At 60.6% G+C, this 15,028-nt stretch carries 14 protein-coding genes; 6 read left to right on the top strand and 8 right to left on the bottom strand.

Annotated elements, in window-relative coordinates; all coding sequences use genetic code 11:
* Window position 1 precedes the first annotated feature (1 nt).
* The gene (locus tag KVG87_RS03630; protein ID WP_024013347.1) at window positions 2-1,237 is read right to left on the bottom strand and encodes a 3-methyl-2-oxobutanoate dehydrogenase (2-methylpropanoyl-transferring) subunit alpha; all 1,236 of its coding nucleotides are present in this window, start codon (window positions 1,235-1,237) and stop codon (window positions 2-4) included.
* Between the two features lie 184 nt (window positions 1,238-1,421).
* Here KVG87_RS03630 and bkdR point away from each other — a divergent pair, with 184 nt between their 5' ends.
* Window positions 1,422-1,910 (top strand): Bkd operon transcriptional regulator BkdR, encoded by a 489-nt coding sequence (bkdR, locus tag KVG87_RS03625; RefSeq protein ID WP_039762201.1) that lies wholly within the window; start codon window positions 1,422-1,424, stop codon window positions 1,908-1,910.
* Window positions 1,911-2,087: 177 nt separating this feature from the next.
* On the opposite strand, the gene KVG87_RS03620 is transcribed toward bkdR, so the two are convergent.
* On the bottom strand, window positions 2,088-2,951 hold the full coding sequence (locus KVG87_RS03620; protein ID WP_217849295.1) for an MBL fold metallo-hydrolase: 864 nt from the start codon (window positions 2,949-2,951) through the stop codon (window positions 2,088-2,090).
* 91 nt (window positions 2,952-3,042) lie between these two features.
* Here KVG87_RS03620 and KVG87_RS03615 point away from each other — a divergent pair, with 91 nt between their 5' ends.
* The 3 genes from KVG87_RS03615 to KVG87_RS03605 all read left to right on the top strand — a co-directional run bounded on the left by KVG87_RS03615 (window position 3,043) and on the right by KVG87_RS03605 (window position 5,608).
* Entirely contained in the window at window positions 3,043-3,384 is a 342-nt protein-coding gene (locus tag KVG87_RS03615; RefSeq protein WP_016775194.1) for an ArsR/SmtB family transcription factor, read from the top strand.
* Window positions 3,385-3,552: 168 nt separating this feature from the next.
* On the top strand, window positions 3,553-4,797 hold the full coding sequence (locus KVG87_RS03610; protein ID WP_217849293.1) for an NAD(P)/FAD-dependent oxidoreductase: 1,245 nt from the start codon (window positions 3,553-3,555) through the stop codon (window positions 4,795-4,797).
* A 10-nt stretch (window positions 4,798-4,807) separates the two neighbouring features.
* A complete protein-coding gene (locus tag KVG87_RS03605; RefSeq protein WP_217849291.1) occupies window positions 4,808-5,608 on the top strand; it encodes a sulfite exporter TauE/SafE family protein in 801 nt (266 codons plus the stop codon).
* 51 nt (window positions 5,609-5,659) lie between these two features.
* Here KVG87_RS03605 and KVG87_RS03600 read toward each other — a convergent pair whose 3' ends face one another.
* The 6 genes from KVG87_RS03600 to KVG87_RS03575 all read right to left on the bottom strand — a co-directional run bounded on the left by KVG87_RS03600 (window position 5,660) and on the right by KVG87_RS03575 (window position 11,907).
* The gene (locus KVG87_RS03600) at window positions 5,660-6,940 is read right to left on the bottom strand and encodes a TRAP transporter large permease (RefSeq protein ID WP_016775191.1); all 1,281 of its coding nucleotides are present in this window, start codon (window positions 6,938-6,940) and stop codon (window positions 5,660-5,662) included.
* Complete coding sequence (locus KVG87_RS03595) at window positions 6,940-7,467, bottom strand: TRAP transporter small permease (RefSeq protein ID WP_110600937.1); 528 nt, start codon at window positions 7,465-7,467, stop codon at window positions 6,940-6,942. The genes KVG87_RS03600 and KVG87_RS03595 overlap by 1 nt, the downstream gene beginning before the upstream one ends.
* A 75-nt stretch (window positions 7,468-7,542) precedes the next feature.
* Entirely contained in the window at window positions 7,543-8,517 is a 975-nt protein-coding gene (locus KVG87_RS03590) for a TRAP transporter substrate-binding protein (protein WP_076563441.1), read from the bottom strand.
* A gap of 60 nt (window positions 8,518-8,577) precedes the next feature.
* Window positions 8,578-9,471: an SMP-30/gluconolactonase/LRE family protein gene (locus tag KVG87_RS03585; RefSeq protein ID WP_217849289.1), complete on the bottom strand. Its 894-nt coding sequence runs from the start codon at window positions 9,469-9,471 to the stop codon at window positions 8,578-8,580.
* A 43-nt stretch (window positions 9,472-9,514) separates the two neighbouring features.
* Window positions 9,515-10,339, bottom strand: a complete 825-nt coding sequence (locus KVG87_RS03580) for an NAD-dependent epimerase/dehydratase family protein (RefSeq protein ID WP_122612194.1) — start codon at window positions 10,337-10,339, stop codon at window positions 9,515-9,517.
* 272 nt (window positions 10,340-10,611) lie between these two features.
* On the bottom strand, window positions 10,612-11,907 hold the full coding sequence (locus KVG87_RS03575) for an OprD family porin (protein ID WP_130899229.1): 1,296 nt from the start codon (window positions 11,905-11,907) through the stop codon (window positions 10,612-10,614).
* 309 nt (window positions 11,908-12,216) lie between these two features.
* Here KVG87_RS03575 and KVG87_RS03570 point away from each other — a divergent pair, with 309 nt between their 5' ends.
* Window positions 12,217-13,872, top strand: coding sequence for an MFS transporter (locus tag KVG87_RS03570; RefSeq protein ID WP_071172840.1), 1,656 nt, complete (start codon window positions 12,217-12,219; stop codon window positions 13,870-13,872).
* Window positions 13,869-15,011 carry an HlyD family secretion protein gene (locus KVG87_RS03565; RefSeq protein WP_122612196.1) on the top strand — a complete coding sequence of 381 codons (1,143 nt, stop codon included), beginning with the start codon at window positions 13,869-13,871 and terminating at the stop codon, window positions 15,009-15,011. Before KVG87_RS03570 ends, KVG87_RS03565 begins: the two co-directional genes overlap by 4 nt.
* Window positions 15,012-15,028: the final 17 nt, after the last annotated feature.

Here is a 15,028-nt window from a genome sequence, read left to right as displayed (position 1 = left end):
GTCAGATCCCCAACTGCTGACGCTGGCGCTTCAAGTGCTCCGGCATCTCTTTGTAGACGTCTTCGAACATGGTCGCGGCGCTTGGAATCTGCCCGCCGGCGAGGGTGCCGTACTGTTCGGCCTGTTTCTGCGCGGCAATCACTTCGGCTTCAAGTTCAGCGCTGACGGCGCTGTGCTCTTCCTCCGACCAGTGGCCGACCTTGATCAGGTGCTGTTTCAGACGCGCGATCGGATCGCCGAGCGGGAAGTGGCTCCAGTCATCGGCAGGGCGGTATTTCGATGGGTCGTCGGAGGTCGAGTGCGGGCCGGCGCGGTAGGTGACCCATTCGATCATGGTCGGGCCGAGGTTGCGCCGGGCGCGTTCGGCAGCCCAGGCGGAAGCGGCGTAGACCGCGTAGAAATCGTTGCCATCGACACGCAGCGAGGCGATGCCGCAACCGACGCCGCGTCCGGCGAAAGTCGTGGCTTCACCGCCGGCGATGGCCTGGAAGGTGGAAATTGCCCACTGGTTGTTGACCACGTTGAGGATCACCGGCGCGCGATAAACGTGGGCGAAGGTGAGGGCGGTGTGGAAGTCCGATTCGGCGGTGGCGCCGTCACCGATCCACGCCGAGGCGATTTTCGTATCGCCCTTGATCGCCGAGGCCATGCCCCAGCCGACGCCCTGAATGAATTGGGTGGCGAGGTTGCCGGAAATGGTGAAGAAACCGGCGTCCTTGACCGAGTACATGATCGGCAACTGGCGGCCCTTGAGCGGATCGCGCTCGTTGGACAGCAACTGGCAGATCAGGTCGACCAACGGCACATCGCGGGCCATCAGGATGCTTTGCTGGCGATAGGTCGGGAAGCACATGTCGTCGATGTTCAGTGCCAGAGCCTGGGCGCTGCCGATGGCTTCTTCACCGAGGCTCTGCATGTAGAACGACATCTTTTTCTGCCGCTGGGCGACGACCATGCGGTTGTCGTAGATGCGCGTCTTGAGCATCGCGCGCATGCCTTTGCGCAGGATCTCGACCGGCACGTTTTCGGCCCACGGGCCGAGGGCGTTGCCCTGATCGTCAAGCACGCGGATCAAACCACGGGCGAGGTCGGCGGTATCGGCAGGTTCTACATCGACAGGAGGTTTGCGCACCGTACCGGCATCGGTCAGATGCAGGTAGGAAAAATCGGTTTTGCAGCCGGGACGGCCCGAGGGTTCAGGGACGTGCAGGCGCAGCGGTTCATACGCTTGGGTCATGGCTTCTACGCTCGATCTTGTGAATTTCTTGTAGTGAGCTGGCAGTCATTCCGGGATGAGGAAATCTTGTCCTACAACAATCATAGGCGTGGCCAAGAAGAATATTTCTCTGTGTTTCGTTGCGCTGGCGACCATTTGCAGATAGAAATTCTGCATAAACATAAAAAACAGGTGGTTTTGTCTCATGCGCAAACTGGACCGTACCGACATCGGCATTCTCAACAGCCTTCAGGAGAACGCGCGCATCACCAATGCCGACCTCGCTCGCTCGGTGAACCTGTCGCCGACGCCATGCTTCAACCGGGTCAAGGCAATGGAAGAATTGGGACTGATTCGCGAGCAGGTGACGCTGCTGGATGCCGATCTGCTGGGGCTGCATGTGAATGTGTTCATTCACGTCAGCCTGGAAAAGCAGGTGGAAGAAGCGCTGCAGCATTTCGAGGAAGCGATCTCCGACCGGCCCGAGGTGATGGAGTGCTATCTGATGGCCGGGGACCCGGACTATCTGATCCGCGTGCTGGTGCCGAGCATTCAGTCGCTGGAACGCTTCATGATGGATTTTCTGACCAAGGTGCCGGGGGTGGCGAACATCCGCTCGAGCTTTGCGCTGAAGCAGGTGCGTTATAAGACCGCGTTGCCGTTGCCTGCGAACGGTTTGACGTTGGGGACGTGAAGATCAAAACATCGCAGCCACGGCAGCTCCATTCGCCGATCGTTCCCACGCTCCGCGTGGGAATGCATCCCGTGACGCTCTGCGTCACTTCTTGAGGCGGAACGCGGAGCGTCCCTGGCGGCATTCCTTTGCTGCGCGTGGGAATGATCAGTTGGCTTCGCGCGTGAATCAGCGCGGTCAGAGTTTGTTAAGCGGGATCTTCAGGTAAACCACGCCATTGTCCTCAGGCGCCGGCATATTCCCCGCCCGTACATTCACCTGGATCGCCGGGAGCAGCAACGTCGGCATGCCTAACCCAGCGTCACGTGTCGTGCGCATCTCCACGAACGCCGCTTCATCGATCCCGTCATGCACATGAATATTGCTTTTGCGCTGTTCGCCGACAGTGGTCTGGCACTGCGAGGCGCGGCCCTCGGGCGGATAGTCGTGGCAAACGTAAAGCTTCACGCTGGCCGGAAACGCCAACAGCTTCTGGATCGACTTGAACAATTGCTGCGCATTGCCGCCAGGGAAATCACAGCGCGCGGTGCCAACGTCCGGCATGAACAGCGTGTCACCCACCAGGATCTGCTCGCCGTCGATCAGGTAGGCCATGTCCGCTGGCGTATGGCCGGGGACGTGTAGGGCGGTAGCCATGAGGTTGCCGATCATGAACGACTCGTTCGGCGCGAACAGATGATCGAACTGCGAGCCATCGACGCAAAATTCCGGCTCCAGATTGAACAGTGCCTTGAACACACTCTGCACTTTGCTGATCGATTCACCGATGGCGATCTTGCCGCCCAGTTCCCGACGCAGATACGGCGCGGCAGACAGGTGATCGGCGTGGGCGTGGGTTTCCAGCAGCCATTGCACTTGCAGCCGGTGCGCACGCACGAAAGCGATGATCTTGTCCGCCTGCGCCGTGCCGGTGCGCCCGGCAGCGCCATCGTAATCGAGCACCGGGTCGACGATCGCGCACTGGCCGCCGTCGGCTTCGTAGACCACGTAGCTGTAGGTCGAGGAGGCGGGGTCGAGGAACGCTTCAATCTGGGCGGACATGGCAGAAACCTGTGCTGGGAATTTCGGGTTGCAACAGTTTATGTAAAAACATAATGTTCGCAGCTTAAGTGACCTTCAAGGCCTCGTGCAAATGCAATCCAGTCTGACCGAATGTGAAGTCGCCCAACTGCGCGCCTCGGCGTCCAAAGCCTGCGCCTTGCTCAAAGCCCTGGCCAATGAGGATCGCCTGTTGATCCTCTGTCAACTGACCCAGGGCGAACGCAACGTCGGCGAACTGGAAAAAATGACCGGCGTACGCCAGCCGACGCTGTCCCAGCAACTGGGCATCTTGCGCGATGAAGGCCTGGTCGCGACCCGCCGCGAAGGCAAATACATTTTCTATGGCCTGGCCAGTCACGAAGTGATCCAGGTGATGAAAACCCTGTCGGGGCTGTATTGCGGAGCGGTACTCAAGAGCTGGGAACAGCCATAAATGCCAGCCCTCACACTTACTTACCCTGTGGGAGCTGGCTTGCCAGCGATGAGGACTTATCAGCGAACATTTATGTGACTGACACACCGCTATCGCTGGCAAGCCAGCTCCCACAGGTTCTTTGGTTTGACCCGAACAAATCCTTGCGTGCAGCAAAAGGAACAAGCAATGAACGATCAACACTGGGGCCTATCCATCAGTGCGGACATCGTGGTCATCGGCGGTGGCACGGCCGGCATCGGTTTTGTCGCCAGCCTGCTCAAGCGTGACCCGCAGCTCAAAGTCACCGTGATCGAACCGAGTTCGCAGCACTACTATCAACCTGCGTGGACGCTGGTCGGCGGTGGTGCATTTGACGTGAAAGACACGGTCAGGCCGATGAGCCAAGTCATGCCGCGTCAGGCAACGTGGATTCAGGCCAGTGTCAGCGCCATCGACCCGCAAAGCCGCCAACTCACCCTCGACGACCAGCGCACCGTCAGCTATCAAAACCTGATCGTCTGCCCCGGCCTGCGCCTGGCCTGGGAGAAAATCGAAGGCTTGCAGGAAAGCCTCGGTCAGCACGGCGTCACCTCCAACTACAGCTATCAACACGCCCAGTACACCTGGGATCAAGTGCAGAAACTGCGCGATGGCCGGGCGCTGTTCACCCAGCCGGCGATGCCGATCAAATGCGCCGGCGCGCCGCAAAAAGCCCTGTACCTGTCTTGCGATCACTGGCGCAAATCCGCCGTGCTGAAAGACATCAAGGTTGAATTCAATCTCGCTGGCGCTGCGCTGTTTGGCGTGCCGACCTTCGTGCCGCCGTTGATGAAGTACATCGAACAGTACGACGCGCAACTGGCGTTCAACTCGAATCTGGTCAAGGTCGACGGCCCGGCAAAAACCGCGTGGTTTGAAGTCAAGGACGCCGACGGCACTGTCAGCCGCGTGGCGAAAACCTTCGACCTGCTGCACGTCGTGCCGCCACAAGTCGCGCCGGATTTCATCGCACAGAGTCCGCTGGCCGATGCCGGCGGTTGGTGCGAAGTCGATCCACACAGCTTGCAGCATCCGCGTTATCCCGAGGTGTTCGCACTGGGCGATATCTGCGGCACCAGCAATGCGAAAACTGCCGCAGCGGTGCGCAAGCAGGTTGTCGTCGTTGCGCAAAACCTGCTGGCCGCGCGCAAACAACAGCCGCTGCCGCTCAAGTACGACGGCTACGGTTCCTGCCCGCTGACGGTGGAGAAGGGCAAGGTGATCCTCGCCGAGTTCGGCTATGGCGGCAAACTGCTGCCGACCTTCCCGCTGGACCCGACCGTGGCCCGCCGTTCGGCATGGTGGCTGAAGGCGACGCTGCTGCCGTGGTTCTACTGGCACGGCATGCTCAAGGGCCGCGAGTGGCTGACGCGTCTGTCCAGGGTCGACTGAGAAAACTCCTATGTTGCTGGCAAGTCTGTTTGGCGTGGTGATGGGCTTGGTCCTCGGCCTGACCGGTGCGGGCGGCGGGATTCTCGCGGTGCCGGCGCTGGTGCTCGGGCTCGGCTGGACGATGACGCAAGCGGCGCCGGTGGCCTTGTTTGCGGTCGGCAGCGCGGCTGCGGTCGGGGCGATCGACGGTTTGCGCCATGGCCTGGTGCGTTACCGCGCGGCGCTGTTGATCGCGGCTCTGGGCGCGGTGTTTTCGCCGCTGGGGATCTACTTCGCACATCAGTTGCAGGAAAAGATTCTGAGGATGCTGTTTAGCCTGCTGATGGTTCTGGTCGCGTGGCGAATGTTCAGAAAGGACCGTCAGCAAGCGGGGCCGAGCGACCACGGCCATGCCAGTTGGGGGCAGAAAAACTGCATGCTCAACGAGCAGACCGGGCGCTTCGACTGGACCGCCAAATGCACCGCCACCCTGGCTGCACTGGGCGCGATTACCGGCGTGGTTTCGGGCTTGCTCGGCGTCGGCGGCGGCTTTCTGATCGTGCCGGCGTTCAAGCAACTGACCGATGTGCAGATGCGCGGCATCGTTGCGACGTCGTTGATGGTGATCAGTCTGATTTCCGCGATCGGGGTGATCGGCGCGCTTCATGCGGGGGTGCGTATCGACAGTCAGGGCGCGGCGTTCATTGTCGCCAGCATCGTTGGCATGATCGTCGGTCGCAGGCTGTGCGCGCAGGTGCCGGCGCGGGCGTTGCAGGTGGGGTTTGCCAGTGTCTGTCTGGTGGTGGCGGGGTACATGTTGTTGCGGGCGTGAAGAGCAAAAGATCGCAGCCTCCTTGCACGAGGCTGCGATCTTCTCAGCGGGTTACAACACCAGGTGTGGCAGCCACAGCGAAATCGCCGGCACGTAGGTCACCAGCAGCAACACCAGGAACAGCACGCCATAGAACGGCAGCAGCGCTTTCACGGTGCTTTCGATACTGACCTTGCCCACCGCCGAGCCGACGAAGAGCACGGCGCCCACCGGCGGTGTTATCAATCCGATCCCCAGGTTGACCAGCATGATCATGCCGAACTGCACCGGATCGACACCGATGCCCATGATCACTGGCATCAGGATCGGCGTGAGGATCAGGATCAGCGGCGCCATGTCCATCACCGTGCCAAGCAACAGCAGCATGACGTTGATGCACATCAGGATCACGTAGCGGTTGTCCGACAGGGTCAGGAACAGCGTGGTGATCTTCGCCGGGATCTGCATCAGGGTCATGATGTAGCCGAAGCTGGCGGCGAAACCGATCAGGATCATCACAATGGAGATGGTGCGCACCGTGCGGTGCATCAGCTTGGGCAGCTCGCTCCATTTGTAGTCGCGGTAGATGAACATGGTCACGAAGAATGACCAAAGTACCGCGATGGCCGCCGATTCAGTGGCGGTGAAAATACCCGAGAGAATGCCGCCGAGGATGATCACCATCGCCATCATGCCCCACAGGGCTTCGCCGACGATCTTCAGCGCCTGGCGCATCGGAATCACTTCGCCCTTGGGGTAGTTGCGCTTTTTCGCGAAAATCAGGCACAGCACCATCAGGCAGGCGCTCATCAGCAGGCCCGGGACGATGCCGGCCATGAACAGCGAAGCGATCGACACCGTACCGCCAGCGGCCAGCGAGTAGAGCACCGAGTTGTGGCTTGGCGGGGTCAGCAAAGCTTGCACCGAACCGCTGACGGTCACGGCGGTGGAGAAGTCCCGTGGATAGCCCTTGCGTTCCATTTCCGGAATCAGCACCGAACCCACCGACGCCGTGTCAGCCACCGACGAACCGGAGATCGCACCGAAGAAGGTCGATGCCACGATGTTGACCAGTGACAGGCCACCACGGACGAAACCTACCAGCACGCCGGCACACGCCACCAACCGCCGGGACATGCCGCCCTCGGCCATGATCGCGCCGGCGAGGACGAAGAACGGAATCGCCAGCAGCGAGAATTTGTTCACCCCCGAGGCGACCTGGATCATCACCGCCTGGAAGGGAATGTCGATCCACCAAGCGCCGATCAGCGCAGCGGCGCCCAACGCGTAGGCGACCGGCATGCCGATCAGGATCAATACGATAAAACTGCCCAGCAGAATCAGAGCGTCCATTAAACGGCACCTTCACTTTCTTCAACCAGGTCGAACTGCACGACCCGACGTTTGCTCTGGTCACCGAGCAAGAGTTTTTCCACGACAAAAATCAGCGTCAGCAAACCGCCCACGGGGATCGGCAGATAGGTCACACCAACGCGCAGATCGGGCAGGGCGGCCATGAACTGGTTCCAAGTGGACATGCACAGCTTGGTGCCCCAGATGGTCATGAAGATGCAGATTGCCGCCATCAGCAGTTGCGAAAAAATCGCTGCTGCGGATTTCAGCTGCGGTGGCATGCGGTCGGTGAGCATGGCCACGGCCATGTGCGCACCGGCGCGGTAACTGGCGGCGGCGCCGATGAAGGTGAACACCATCATCAGCAGGATCGCCGTCGGCTCTGGCCAGCTGGAGCCGGTGCCGAGCACGTAACGGGCGAACACGCCCCAGGGAATCATCAGGGAAATCGCCAGGACGGAAAGGCCGGCGACCCAGATGCACGTCATGTAGATCTTGTCGTTGATACGCAGCAGCAGATTCTTCATCGGGTTCCACCGTAACCGGGCGCGCCTGAACCGCTGGCGCGCCGGGCCTTTTTCATGAGTACGGAGCGGGAGGCGTTACTGAACAGCTTCGATTTTCTTGATCAGGTCGGCGTACTTCGCGCCGTACTTTTCCCGTACCGGAGCGGTGGCGTCGTAGAAAGGTTTCTTGTCGACTTCGATGAACTCGACGCCGGCGGCCTTGAGTTTTTCTTCACTGGCAGCGGACTTCTTGTCCCACAGCACGCGCTCCTCAGCCTGGGCAGCCTTGGCCGCCGTTTTCACCATCTTCTGTTGATCCGGAGTGAGTTTTTCCCAGGTGATTTTCGACATCACGATCGGCTCCGGCAGGATCAGGTGACCGGTCAGGCTGTAGAACTTGGCGTTCTGGAAGTGGTTGTGTTCGAGCAGGGTCGGCGGGTTGTTTTCCGCACCGTCGATCACGCCGGTCTGCAGGGCGCTGAAGATTTCCCCGGTGTCCATGGCGATGCCGTTACCGCCCATGGCGTTCATCATGTCGATGAACATCGGGTTGCCTTGCACGCGAATTTTCATGCCCTTGAGGTCTTCGAGCTTGCGCACCGGTTTCTTGGTGTAGATGTTGCGCGTCCCGCCGTCCATCCACGCCAGGGCTACCAGGCCGAATTCGGAGTTGGTGATCTTGTCGAGGATCTCATCGCCTACCGCGCCATCAATGACGTTACGCATGTGTTGCTGGTCGCGGAAGATGAACGGCATGTTGAACACGTTCACATCCGGCACCACGGGGCCGACGATCCCCAGGCTGACGCGCGACAGCTGCACCGCGCCGACCTGCATCTGCTCGATAACTTCCTTCTCGGAGCCGAGCACACCGCCCGGGAAGTATTGGAAGGTCAGCTCGCCGTTGGTTTCCTTTTCAAGCGTTTTGCCCATGCTCTTTTCGGCCACCACGGTTGGGTAACCGTCTGGATGAATATCAGCGAATTTGAGTTTCATATCTGCCTGAGCGCCACCAGCAAAGGTGAACATCAGCGGGAGTGCAGCGGCGAGCAAGGTGCGTTTGAAGTTCATGGGGGTGAGTCTCCAGTCTTGTTATTTTTGTGTTCAAGGCGCAGCGGTGCAGCAGAGGGTTTAAAGCAAATCGTTGAATTGCGGTTCGGCGAGGCCCTTGACGCCTGGCTTCAGGGCGAACACGCCGCCGGCCAGGGATTGCGGGTCGTGGTCATCGCCGGGGCGAATCGAGGCGACAAACAAGGTGTCCAGGTTGCTGCCGCCGAAGGCGCACATGGTCGGTTTCTTCACCGGTACTTCCAGCGAGAAATCCAGTCGGCCATCCGGGGCAAAGCGGTGGATCAGGCCGGCGTCGTTGGCGCAGATCCAGTAGCAGCCTTCGGCGTCCACGGCAGCTCCATCGGGGCGGCCGGGGAAATGGTTCATGTCGACGAAGATTCGGCGATTCGATGGCGTGCCGGTCTCGGTGTCGTAATCGAAGGCCCAGATCAGTTGCACGTTGGGGTGCGAATCCGAGAGGTACATGGTTTTGCCGTCAGGGCTGAAAGCGAGGCCGTTGGGTACGATGAAGCCATCCAGTTGCGCTTCGATCACGCCAGTCTGCCCGGCGCCGTAGCGATAGAGCCGGCCTTCAGGCGCGTTCAGGCCCATATTCAGCACCATGCTGCCGGCCCAGAAACGCCCTTGGCGATCGCAGCGACCGTCGTTGAGGCGCATGTCCGCGCGGCTGTGCTCGACGGTGGCGAGCAATTCGCTGTCGAGGCTGCCGTCGCTGTGCGGGTGCAGGCGAAAGAAGCCGCTTTCCATGCCAGCGACCCAGCCGCCACTGCGGTGGCGGGTGATGCAGGCGAGCATTTGCGGGGCCTTCCACGAGGCAACATGGCCAGTGTCAGCGCTCCAGCGTTGCAGCCCGCCGTTGGGAATATCGACCCAGTACAGAGCGTTTTCCTGCGGCACCCAGACCGGGCTTTCACCGACCGCGTTGCGGGCGTCGACGATCAATTCGGCTTGCATACTCATTCCCATGGTTTTTATTGGAGGGGATCAAGTCGAACGGTCAGTCGCCGAACGGGCCTGCTGCGACGAAAGCGCCGCCCTGATAGATCCGCGCCGGATCATCGTCGGCTGGCATCGGTTGCGCTTCGACCTTGTCGCGGAACACTTCCGAGGTGTCCTTGGCTTCGAAACCGAGGTGGCTGGCGTAGCGGTTGTCCCACCAGACGTCTTTGTTGGCGGACATGCCGTAGACCACTGTGTGGCCGACATTTGGGGTGTACAGCGAGCGTTCGAGCAGTTGCGTGAGATCGTCGAAGCTCAGCCAGGTGTGCATCATCCGGCGGTTCTGCGGTTCGGGGAACGAGGAGCCGATGCGGATGCTGACGGTTTCGATGCCGTAGCGATCGAAGTAGAAACTGGCCATGTCTTCGCCGTAGGACTTGGACAAGCCGTAGTAACCATCGGGACGACGCGCCGAAGTGGCGTCGAGCTGTTGGTCCTGTTTGTAGAAACCGATGACGTGGTTGGAACTGGCGAAGATCACCCGCTTCACACCGTGCTTGCGTGCCGCTTCGTAAATGTGGAACACGCCACAGATGTTGGCGCCGAGGATTTCTTCGAACGGGCGCTCGACCGAGACGCCGCCGAAATGCAGGATCGCATCGACCCCTTCGACCAGTTGATGCACGGCTTGCTTGTCGGCGAGGTCGCAGAGCACGACTTCTTCGTGTTCATCGACGGCCGGGGCGAGGGCGGCGATGTCGGACAGGCGCAGCACATTGGCGTAAGGGCGCAGGCGTTCGCGCAACACTTTGCCCAAGCCGCCGGCGGCACCGGTCAGCAGCAGGCGGTTGAAAGGAGCGCGGGGGGTAGAAGTAGACGTCATGGCAATCCCTGAACACATTGTTATTAGGTTTGTTGTAGGTTGTCGTATGACTGCGCTGAAGTATCGGTAGGGTTTCCGGATCTTGTCAACGCGACTTTTGGTGTAGATGACGGAAGGGGCGATTCATTTTCTCAAGACCCGATACCTGCCTTGCAATGCAATCCCCTTGTGGGAGCGAGCCTGCTCGCGAATGCGGTGTGCCAGTCAGAACAAATCGACTGGTCCGGCGCTTTCGCGAGCAGACTCGCTCCCGCAGGGTAAACCGCCAACCGTTACAACAACGAAATCGGATAGCTGATAAAAATCCGGTTCTCGTCAAATTCGTTGGTGCTGAAGTCCCGGCGAATGGTCGCGTTGCGCCATTTCACGTTGAGGTTCTTCAGCGGGCCGCTCTGCACGGTGTAGGCCAGTTCCGATTCGCGGCCCCATTCCTTGCCGTCATTGGTGGTGGCGGTGTGCACGTTATCGCCGCTGATGTAGCGGTTCATCAGGGTCAGGCCAGGCACGCCCAGCGCAACGAAGTTGTAGTCGTGACGCACCTGCCAGGAGCGCTCTTTGGCGTTGTCATAACTGGCGTTGTAACTGTCGTTGGCCAGGGTTCCGCCGCTGGTGCCGTTGACGCGCATCCAGGCATCGTCGCCGGTGAGTTTCTGCAGGCCGACGTAGAAGGTGTTGCCACCGTACTTGGCCGAGAGCAGGGCGAACGCGGTCTTGTTGTCGAGGTCGCCGGCCTGAGCGCTGCCGTCTTCCTTGCCGGTGAAGAAACCGAGGTTGGCGCCCAGCGTCCAGTCGCCCATCGGCTGACTGTGGCTGAGGTTGAAATACTGCTGCTGGTAGATGTCGGTGAGCTCGGCGTACCACACGCCGACCATGGTGCGTTTTTCGTTAAAGGTGTATTCGCCGCCGCCGAAGTTGAAACGATCGGAGGTGAATGCACCGCGGCCGTTCATCGACATGTCTTCCATGCTCGCGTCGTTGCGCGGGCTGTTGCCACGGAACTGGCCGCCGTAGACGGTCAGGCCGTTGATCTCGGTGGACGTGATCTGCCCGCCGCGAAAGGTCTGCGGCAGGGAGCGGCCGTCGTCGGAGCGCAGGATCGGCAATACCGGCATCCATTCGCCGACCTTCAATTCGGTCTTCGAGACTTTGGCTTTCAGCGCCACGCCGAGGCGACCGAAATTGTCGGCCGGGCGACCGTCATCATGAATCGGCAACAACTGCGTACCGCCAGTGCCTTTGCCGCCATCGAGCTTTTGCGAATACAGCCCGAGCACATCGAGGCCGAAGCCGACGGTACCTTGGGTGAAGCCGGATTTGGCGTCGAGAATGAAGCTCTGCGTCCACTCTTCGGCCTTGCCCTGCGGATAGGCCGGGTTGACGAAGTTGCGGTTGAAGTAGGCGTTGCGCAGGTTCAGCGTGGCTTTGCTGTCGTCGAGAAAGCCCTCGGCATCGGCGCTCATCGGCAAGGCCAGAGCGAGGCTGCTGCAACCGATCAGGCTGAGGGTCGAACGCGGTTTGAAATGGGCAAAACGTGAAGGGCGGACGGAATTGCGGGCGAGTGGGCTCACTGTGACGCTCCCTGGATCGTTTGTTGTTTTTATTATTTGTCATACGTCGTCGTACAACATCGATTCGGATATTTCCCAGATTTTCGGGGATTGTCAACTGGAAGTTATACGATGACCTCCCATTCGACGCCGAACCCATGTGGGAGCGAGCCTGCTCGCGAATGCGGACTTTCAATCAATGAAGTTGTCGACTGACACAGCGCTTTCGCGAGCAGGCTCGCTCCCACAGGGTTCCTTGGTGTCTGTCGAGTCGTGTATTGCCCGTCAAATTGCGGCAAACTTCCTCCACCCCCAGCACCAGGCCGATTCATGGATAAATACGCCCCGCGCAACTGGCAACCCCACGAAAAGCCCAGCCTGCCCGGTTCTCCGTCGACACCTCTGCACTCCACGCCCAAGCGCCTGGCGTACGCGGCGGTTGGCGTGCTGGTGGCGGTGACCGGTGGGCTGGGCAACTCGCTGGTGGTTGCCAACCTGCCTTACCTGCAAGGCTCGCTCGGCGCGACCACGGCGGAGATGGCCTGGCTGCCCGCGGCCTATGTGATGACCAACGTGTCGATGAACCTGCTGCTGGTGAAGTTTCGCCAGCAGTTCGGCTTGCGCGCGTTCACCGAAGTGTTTCTGGTGCTGTATGCACTGGTGACCTTCGGCCATTTGTTCGTCAACGATCTCAACTCGGCAGTGGCGGTGCGAGCGGCGCACGGCATGGTCGGTGCGGCGCTGAGCTCGCTGGGTCTGTATTACATGGTGCAGGCGTTCCCGGCGAAGTGGCGGCTCAAAGCGCTGGTGCTCGGCCTCGGCACGTCGCAATTGGCGTTACCGCTGGCGCGGCTGTTTTCCGAAGACCTGTTGCAGATCGCCGAATGGCGCGGTCTGTACCTGTTCGAATTGGGCATGGCCCTGCTGTCATTGGGCTGTGTGTTGCTGCTGAAGCTGCCGCCCGGTGACCGCTTCAAAACCTTTGAAAAACTCGATTTCCTCACCTTCGCCATCCTCGCCACTGGTGTAGCGTTGTTGTGCGCGGTGTTGTCGCTGGGGCGGATCGACTGGTGGCTGGAGGCAGACTGGATCGGCGTGGCGCTGGCCTGTTCGATCGCGCTGATCATCATGGGCCTGGCTATTGAGCACAACCGCAGCAACCCGATGTTGATGACACGTTGGCTGGGCAGCGGAACGATGATCCGCCTGGCGCTGGCGGTGACTCTGATCCGCATGGTCACCTCGGAGCAATCCACCGGCGCGGTCGGTTTCATGCAGAACCTCAACATGGGCTATGAGCAGTTGCACAGTCTGTACGTGGTGATGTTGATCGGCAGCATCGCCGGCCTTGCCACCAGCGCGCTGACCATCGACCCCAAACATTTGCTGATGCCGTTGATCATTTCCTTGGCGCTGATGGCCACCGGTTCGGTGATGGACAGCTTCTCGAACAACCTGACCCGCCCCGAAAACATGTATTTCAGTCAGTTCCTGCTGGCGTTCGGCAGCACGTTTTTTCTCGGCCCGACCATGGTCTTCGGCACGCGTAACGTGCTGACCAATCCGCGCAACCTGGTGAGCTTTTCCGTGCTGTTCGGGATCTGCAATAACCTCGGCGGACTGCTCGGCGCGGCGTTGCTTGGCACTTTTCAGATCGTGCGGGAGAAGTACCATTCCAGCCACATCGTCGATCATCTGGTGATGTCCGATCCTTTGGTGGCTGCGCGAGTGCAGAGCGGCGGCTCGGCGTTCGGCGGTTTGCTCGCCGACCCGAGCCTGCGCAATCTGGCCGGCATTCGCAGCCTCGCCAATGCGGCGACACGCGAAGCGAACGTGCTGGCCTATAACGATGTCTTCATGCTGATCGCGGTCATTGCCGTCCTGACCATGATCTGGCTTTCGATTCGCGCGTTGTGGCTGATGAGCACCACCAAAGCCATTGAACCGACACCTTCCGTACCACCCAGCGGTGCCACTTCTTCATGACCGAACCGACCACCACAACCACCAACGCCATCGCCGCCACACCTGAAGGGGAGGCGCCGCCGTCATCACCCAACACTGCGCCGCGTTCGCTGCGGGTGCGGATCATTTCTTCGCTGGGCTTTGCCGCAATCGCCATTGTCGGCGTGTTGATCGTGTTGTATGCCTGGCAACTGCCGCCGTTCAGCAGTGCGGTCGAAACCACCGAAAACGCCTTGATTCGCGGGCAGGTGACGATCATCGGCCCGCAGCTCAGCGGCTATGTGTTCGAAGTGCCGGTGCAGGACTTCCAGTACGTCAAGGCCGGGGATCTGCTGGTGCGTCTGGACGACCGCATTTATCAGCAACGCCTCGACCAGTCCCTGGCACAACTGGCGGTGCAGAAGGCTGGACTGGCCAACGTCGTGCAACAGCGCAACAGCGCCGAGGCAACGATCAAATTGCGCCAGGCGGTGCTCGCCGACAGCCAGGCGCAGTTGCGCAAGAGCGAGGCGGATCTGCGGCGTAATCAGGAGCTGGTGCGCGACGGCTCGGTGTCCAAACGCGAATTTGACGTGACCCTCGCTGCCAACGCGCAAAGCACGGCTTCTGTGGCGCAGGCCAAGGCCAATCTGGAAATCGCCCGGCAGGATCTGCAAACGGTGATCGTCAATCGCGGCTCGCTGGAGGCCGCCGTGGCCAGTGCCGAAGCGGCGGTGCAACTGGCGCGGATCGATCTGTCGAACACGCGAATTGTCGCCCCGCGCGACGGTCAGCTCGGGCAGATCGGCGTGCGCTTGGGGGCCTACGTCAACTCCGGCGCGCAGCTGATGGCGTTGGTCCCGGACCAGAAGTGGGTGATCGCCAACATGAAGGAAACCCAAATGGCCAACGTGCGGGTCGGGCAACCGGTACGCTTCACCGTCGACGCCTTGAACCACCGCAGATTCACCGGCCATGTGCAGCATATTTCGCCGGGCACCGGCTCGGAATTTGCCTTGCTGCAGGCCGACAACGCCACCGGCAACTTCGTCAAGATCGCCCAGCGCGTGCCGGTGCGCATCACCATCGATCCCGATCAGCAGGAAGCAGAACGCTTGCGGCCGGGGATGTCAGTGGTTGTCAGCATCGACACCGCCGCCGGCGACACCCAACCCCACTGATCAATGCACGGGCTCTA

The sequence above is a fragment of the Pseudomonas siliginis genome (assembly GCF_019145195.1).
GTDB lineage: Bacteria > Pseudomonadota > Gammaproteobacteria > Pseudomonadales > Pseudomonadaceae > Aquipseudomonas > Aquipseudomonas siliginis.
Note: the sequence above shows the minus strand (reverse complement) of the source record. Positions and strands in the feature narration are given on the sequence as shown.

What these genes read in the sequence shown, in the direction of transcription:
- KVG87_RS03630 (WP_024013347.1), bottom strand. Translation starts at nt 1,237, where the DNA reads ATGACCCAAGCGTATGAACCGCTGCGCCTGCACGTCCCTGAACCCTCG.
- bkdR (WP_039762201.1), top strand. Translation starts at nt 1,422, where the DNA reads ATGCGCAAACTGGACCGTACCGACATCGGCATTCTCAACAGCCTTCAG.
- KVG87_RS03620 (WP_217849295.1), bottom strand. Translation starts at nt 2,951, where the DNA reads ATGTCCGCCCAGATTGAAGCGTTCCTCGACCCCGCCTCCTCGACCTAC.
- KVG87_RS03615 (WP_016775194.1), top strand. Translation starts at nt 3,043, where the DNA reads ATGCAATCCAGTCTGACCGAATGTGAAGTCGCCCAACTGCGCGCCTCG.
- KVG87_RS03610 (WP_217849293.1), top strand. Translation starts at nt 3,553, where the DNA reads ATGAACGATCAACACTGGGGCCTATCCATCAGTGCGGACATCGTGGTC.
- KVG87_RS03605 (WP_217849291.1), top strand. Translation starts at nt 4,808, where the DNA reads ATGTTGCTGGCAAGTCTGTTTGGCGTGGTGATGGGCTTGGTCCTCGGC.
- KVG87_RS03600 (WP_016775191.1), bottom strand. Translation starts at nt 6,940, where the DNA reads ATGGACGCTCTGATTCTGCTGGGCAGTTTTATCGTATTGATCCTGATC.
- KVG87_RS03595 (WP_110600937.1), bottom strand. Translation starts at nt 7,467, where the DNA reads ATGAAGAATCTGCTGCTGCGTATCAACGACAAGATCTACATGACGTGC.
- KVG87_RS03590 (WP_076563441.1), bottom strand. Translation starts at nt 8,517, where the DNA reads ATGAACTTCAAACGCACCTTGCTCGCCGCTGCACTCCCGCTGATGTTC.
- KVG87_RS03585 (WP_217849289.1), bottom strand. Translation starts at nt 9,471, where the DNA reads ATGCAAGCCGAATTGATCGTCGACGCCCGCAACGCGGTCGGTGAAAGC.
- KVG87_RS03580 (WP_122612194.1), bottom strand. Translation starts at nt 10,339, where the DNA reads ATGACGTCTACTTCTACCCCCCGCGCTCCTTTCAACCGCCTGCTGCTG.
- KVG87_RS03570 (WP_071172840.1), top strand. Translation starts at nt 12,217, where the DNA reads ATGGATAAATACGCCCCGCGCAACTGGCAACCCCACGAAAAGCCCAGC.
- KVG87_RS03565 (WP_122612196.1), top strand. Translation starts at nt 13,869, where the DNA reads ATGACCGAACCGACCACCACAACCACCAACGCCATCGCCGCCACACCT.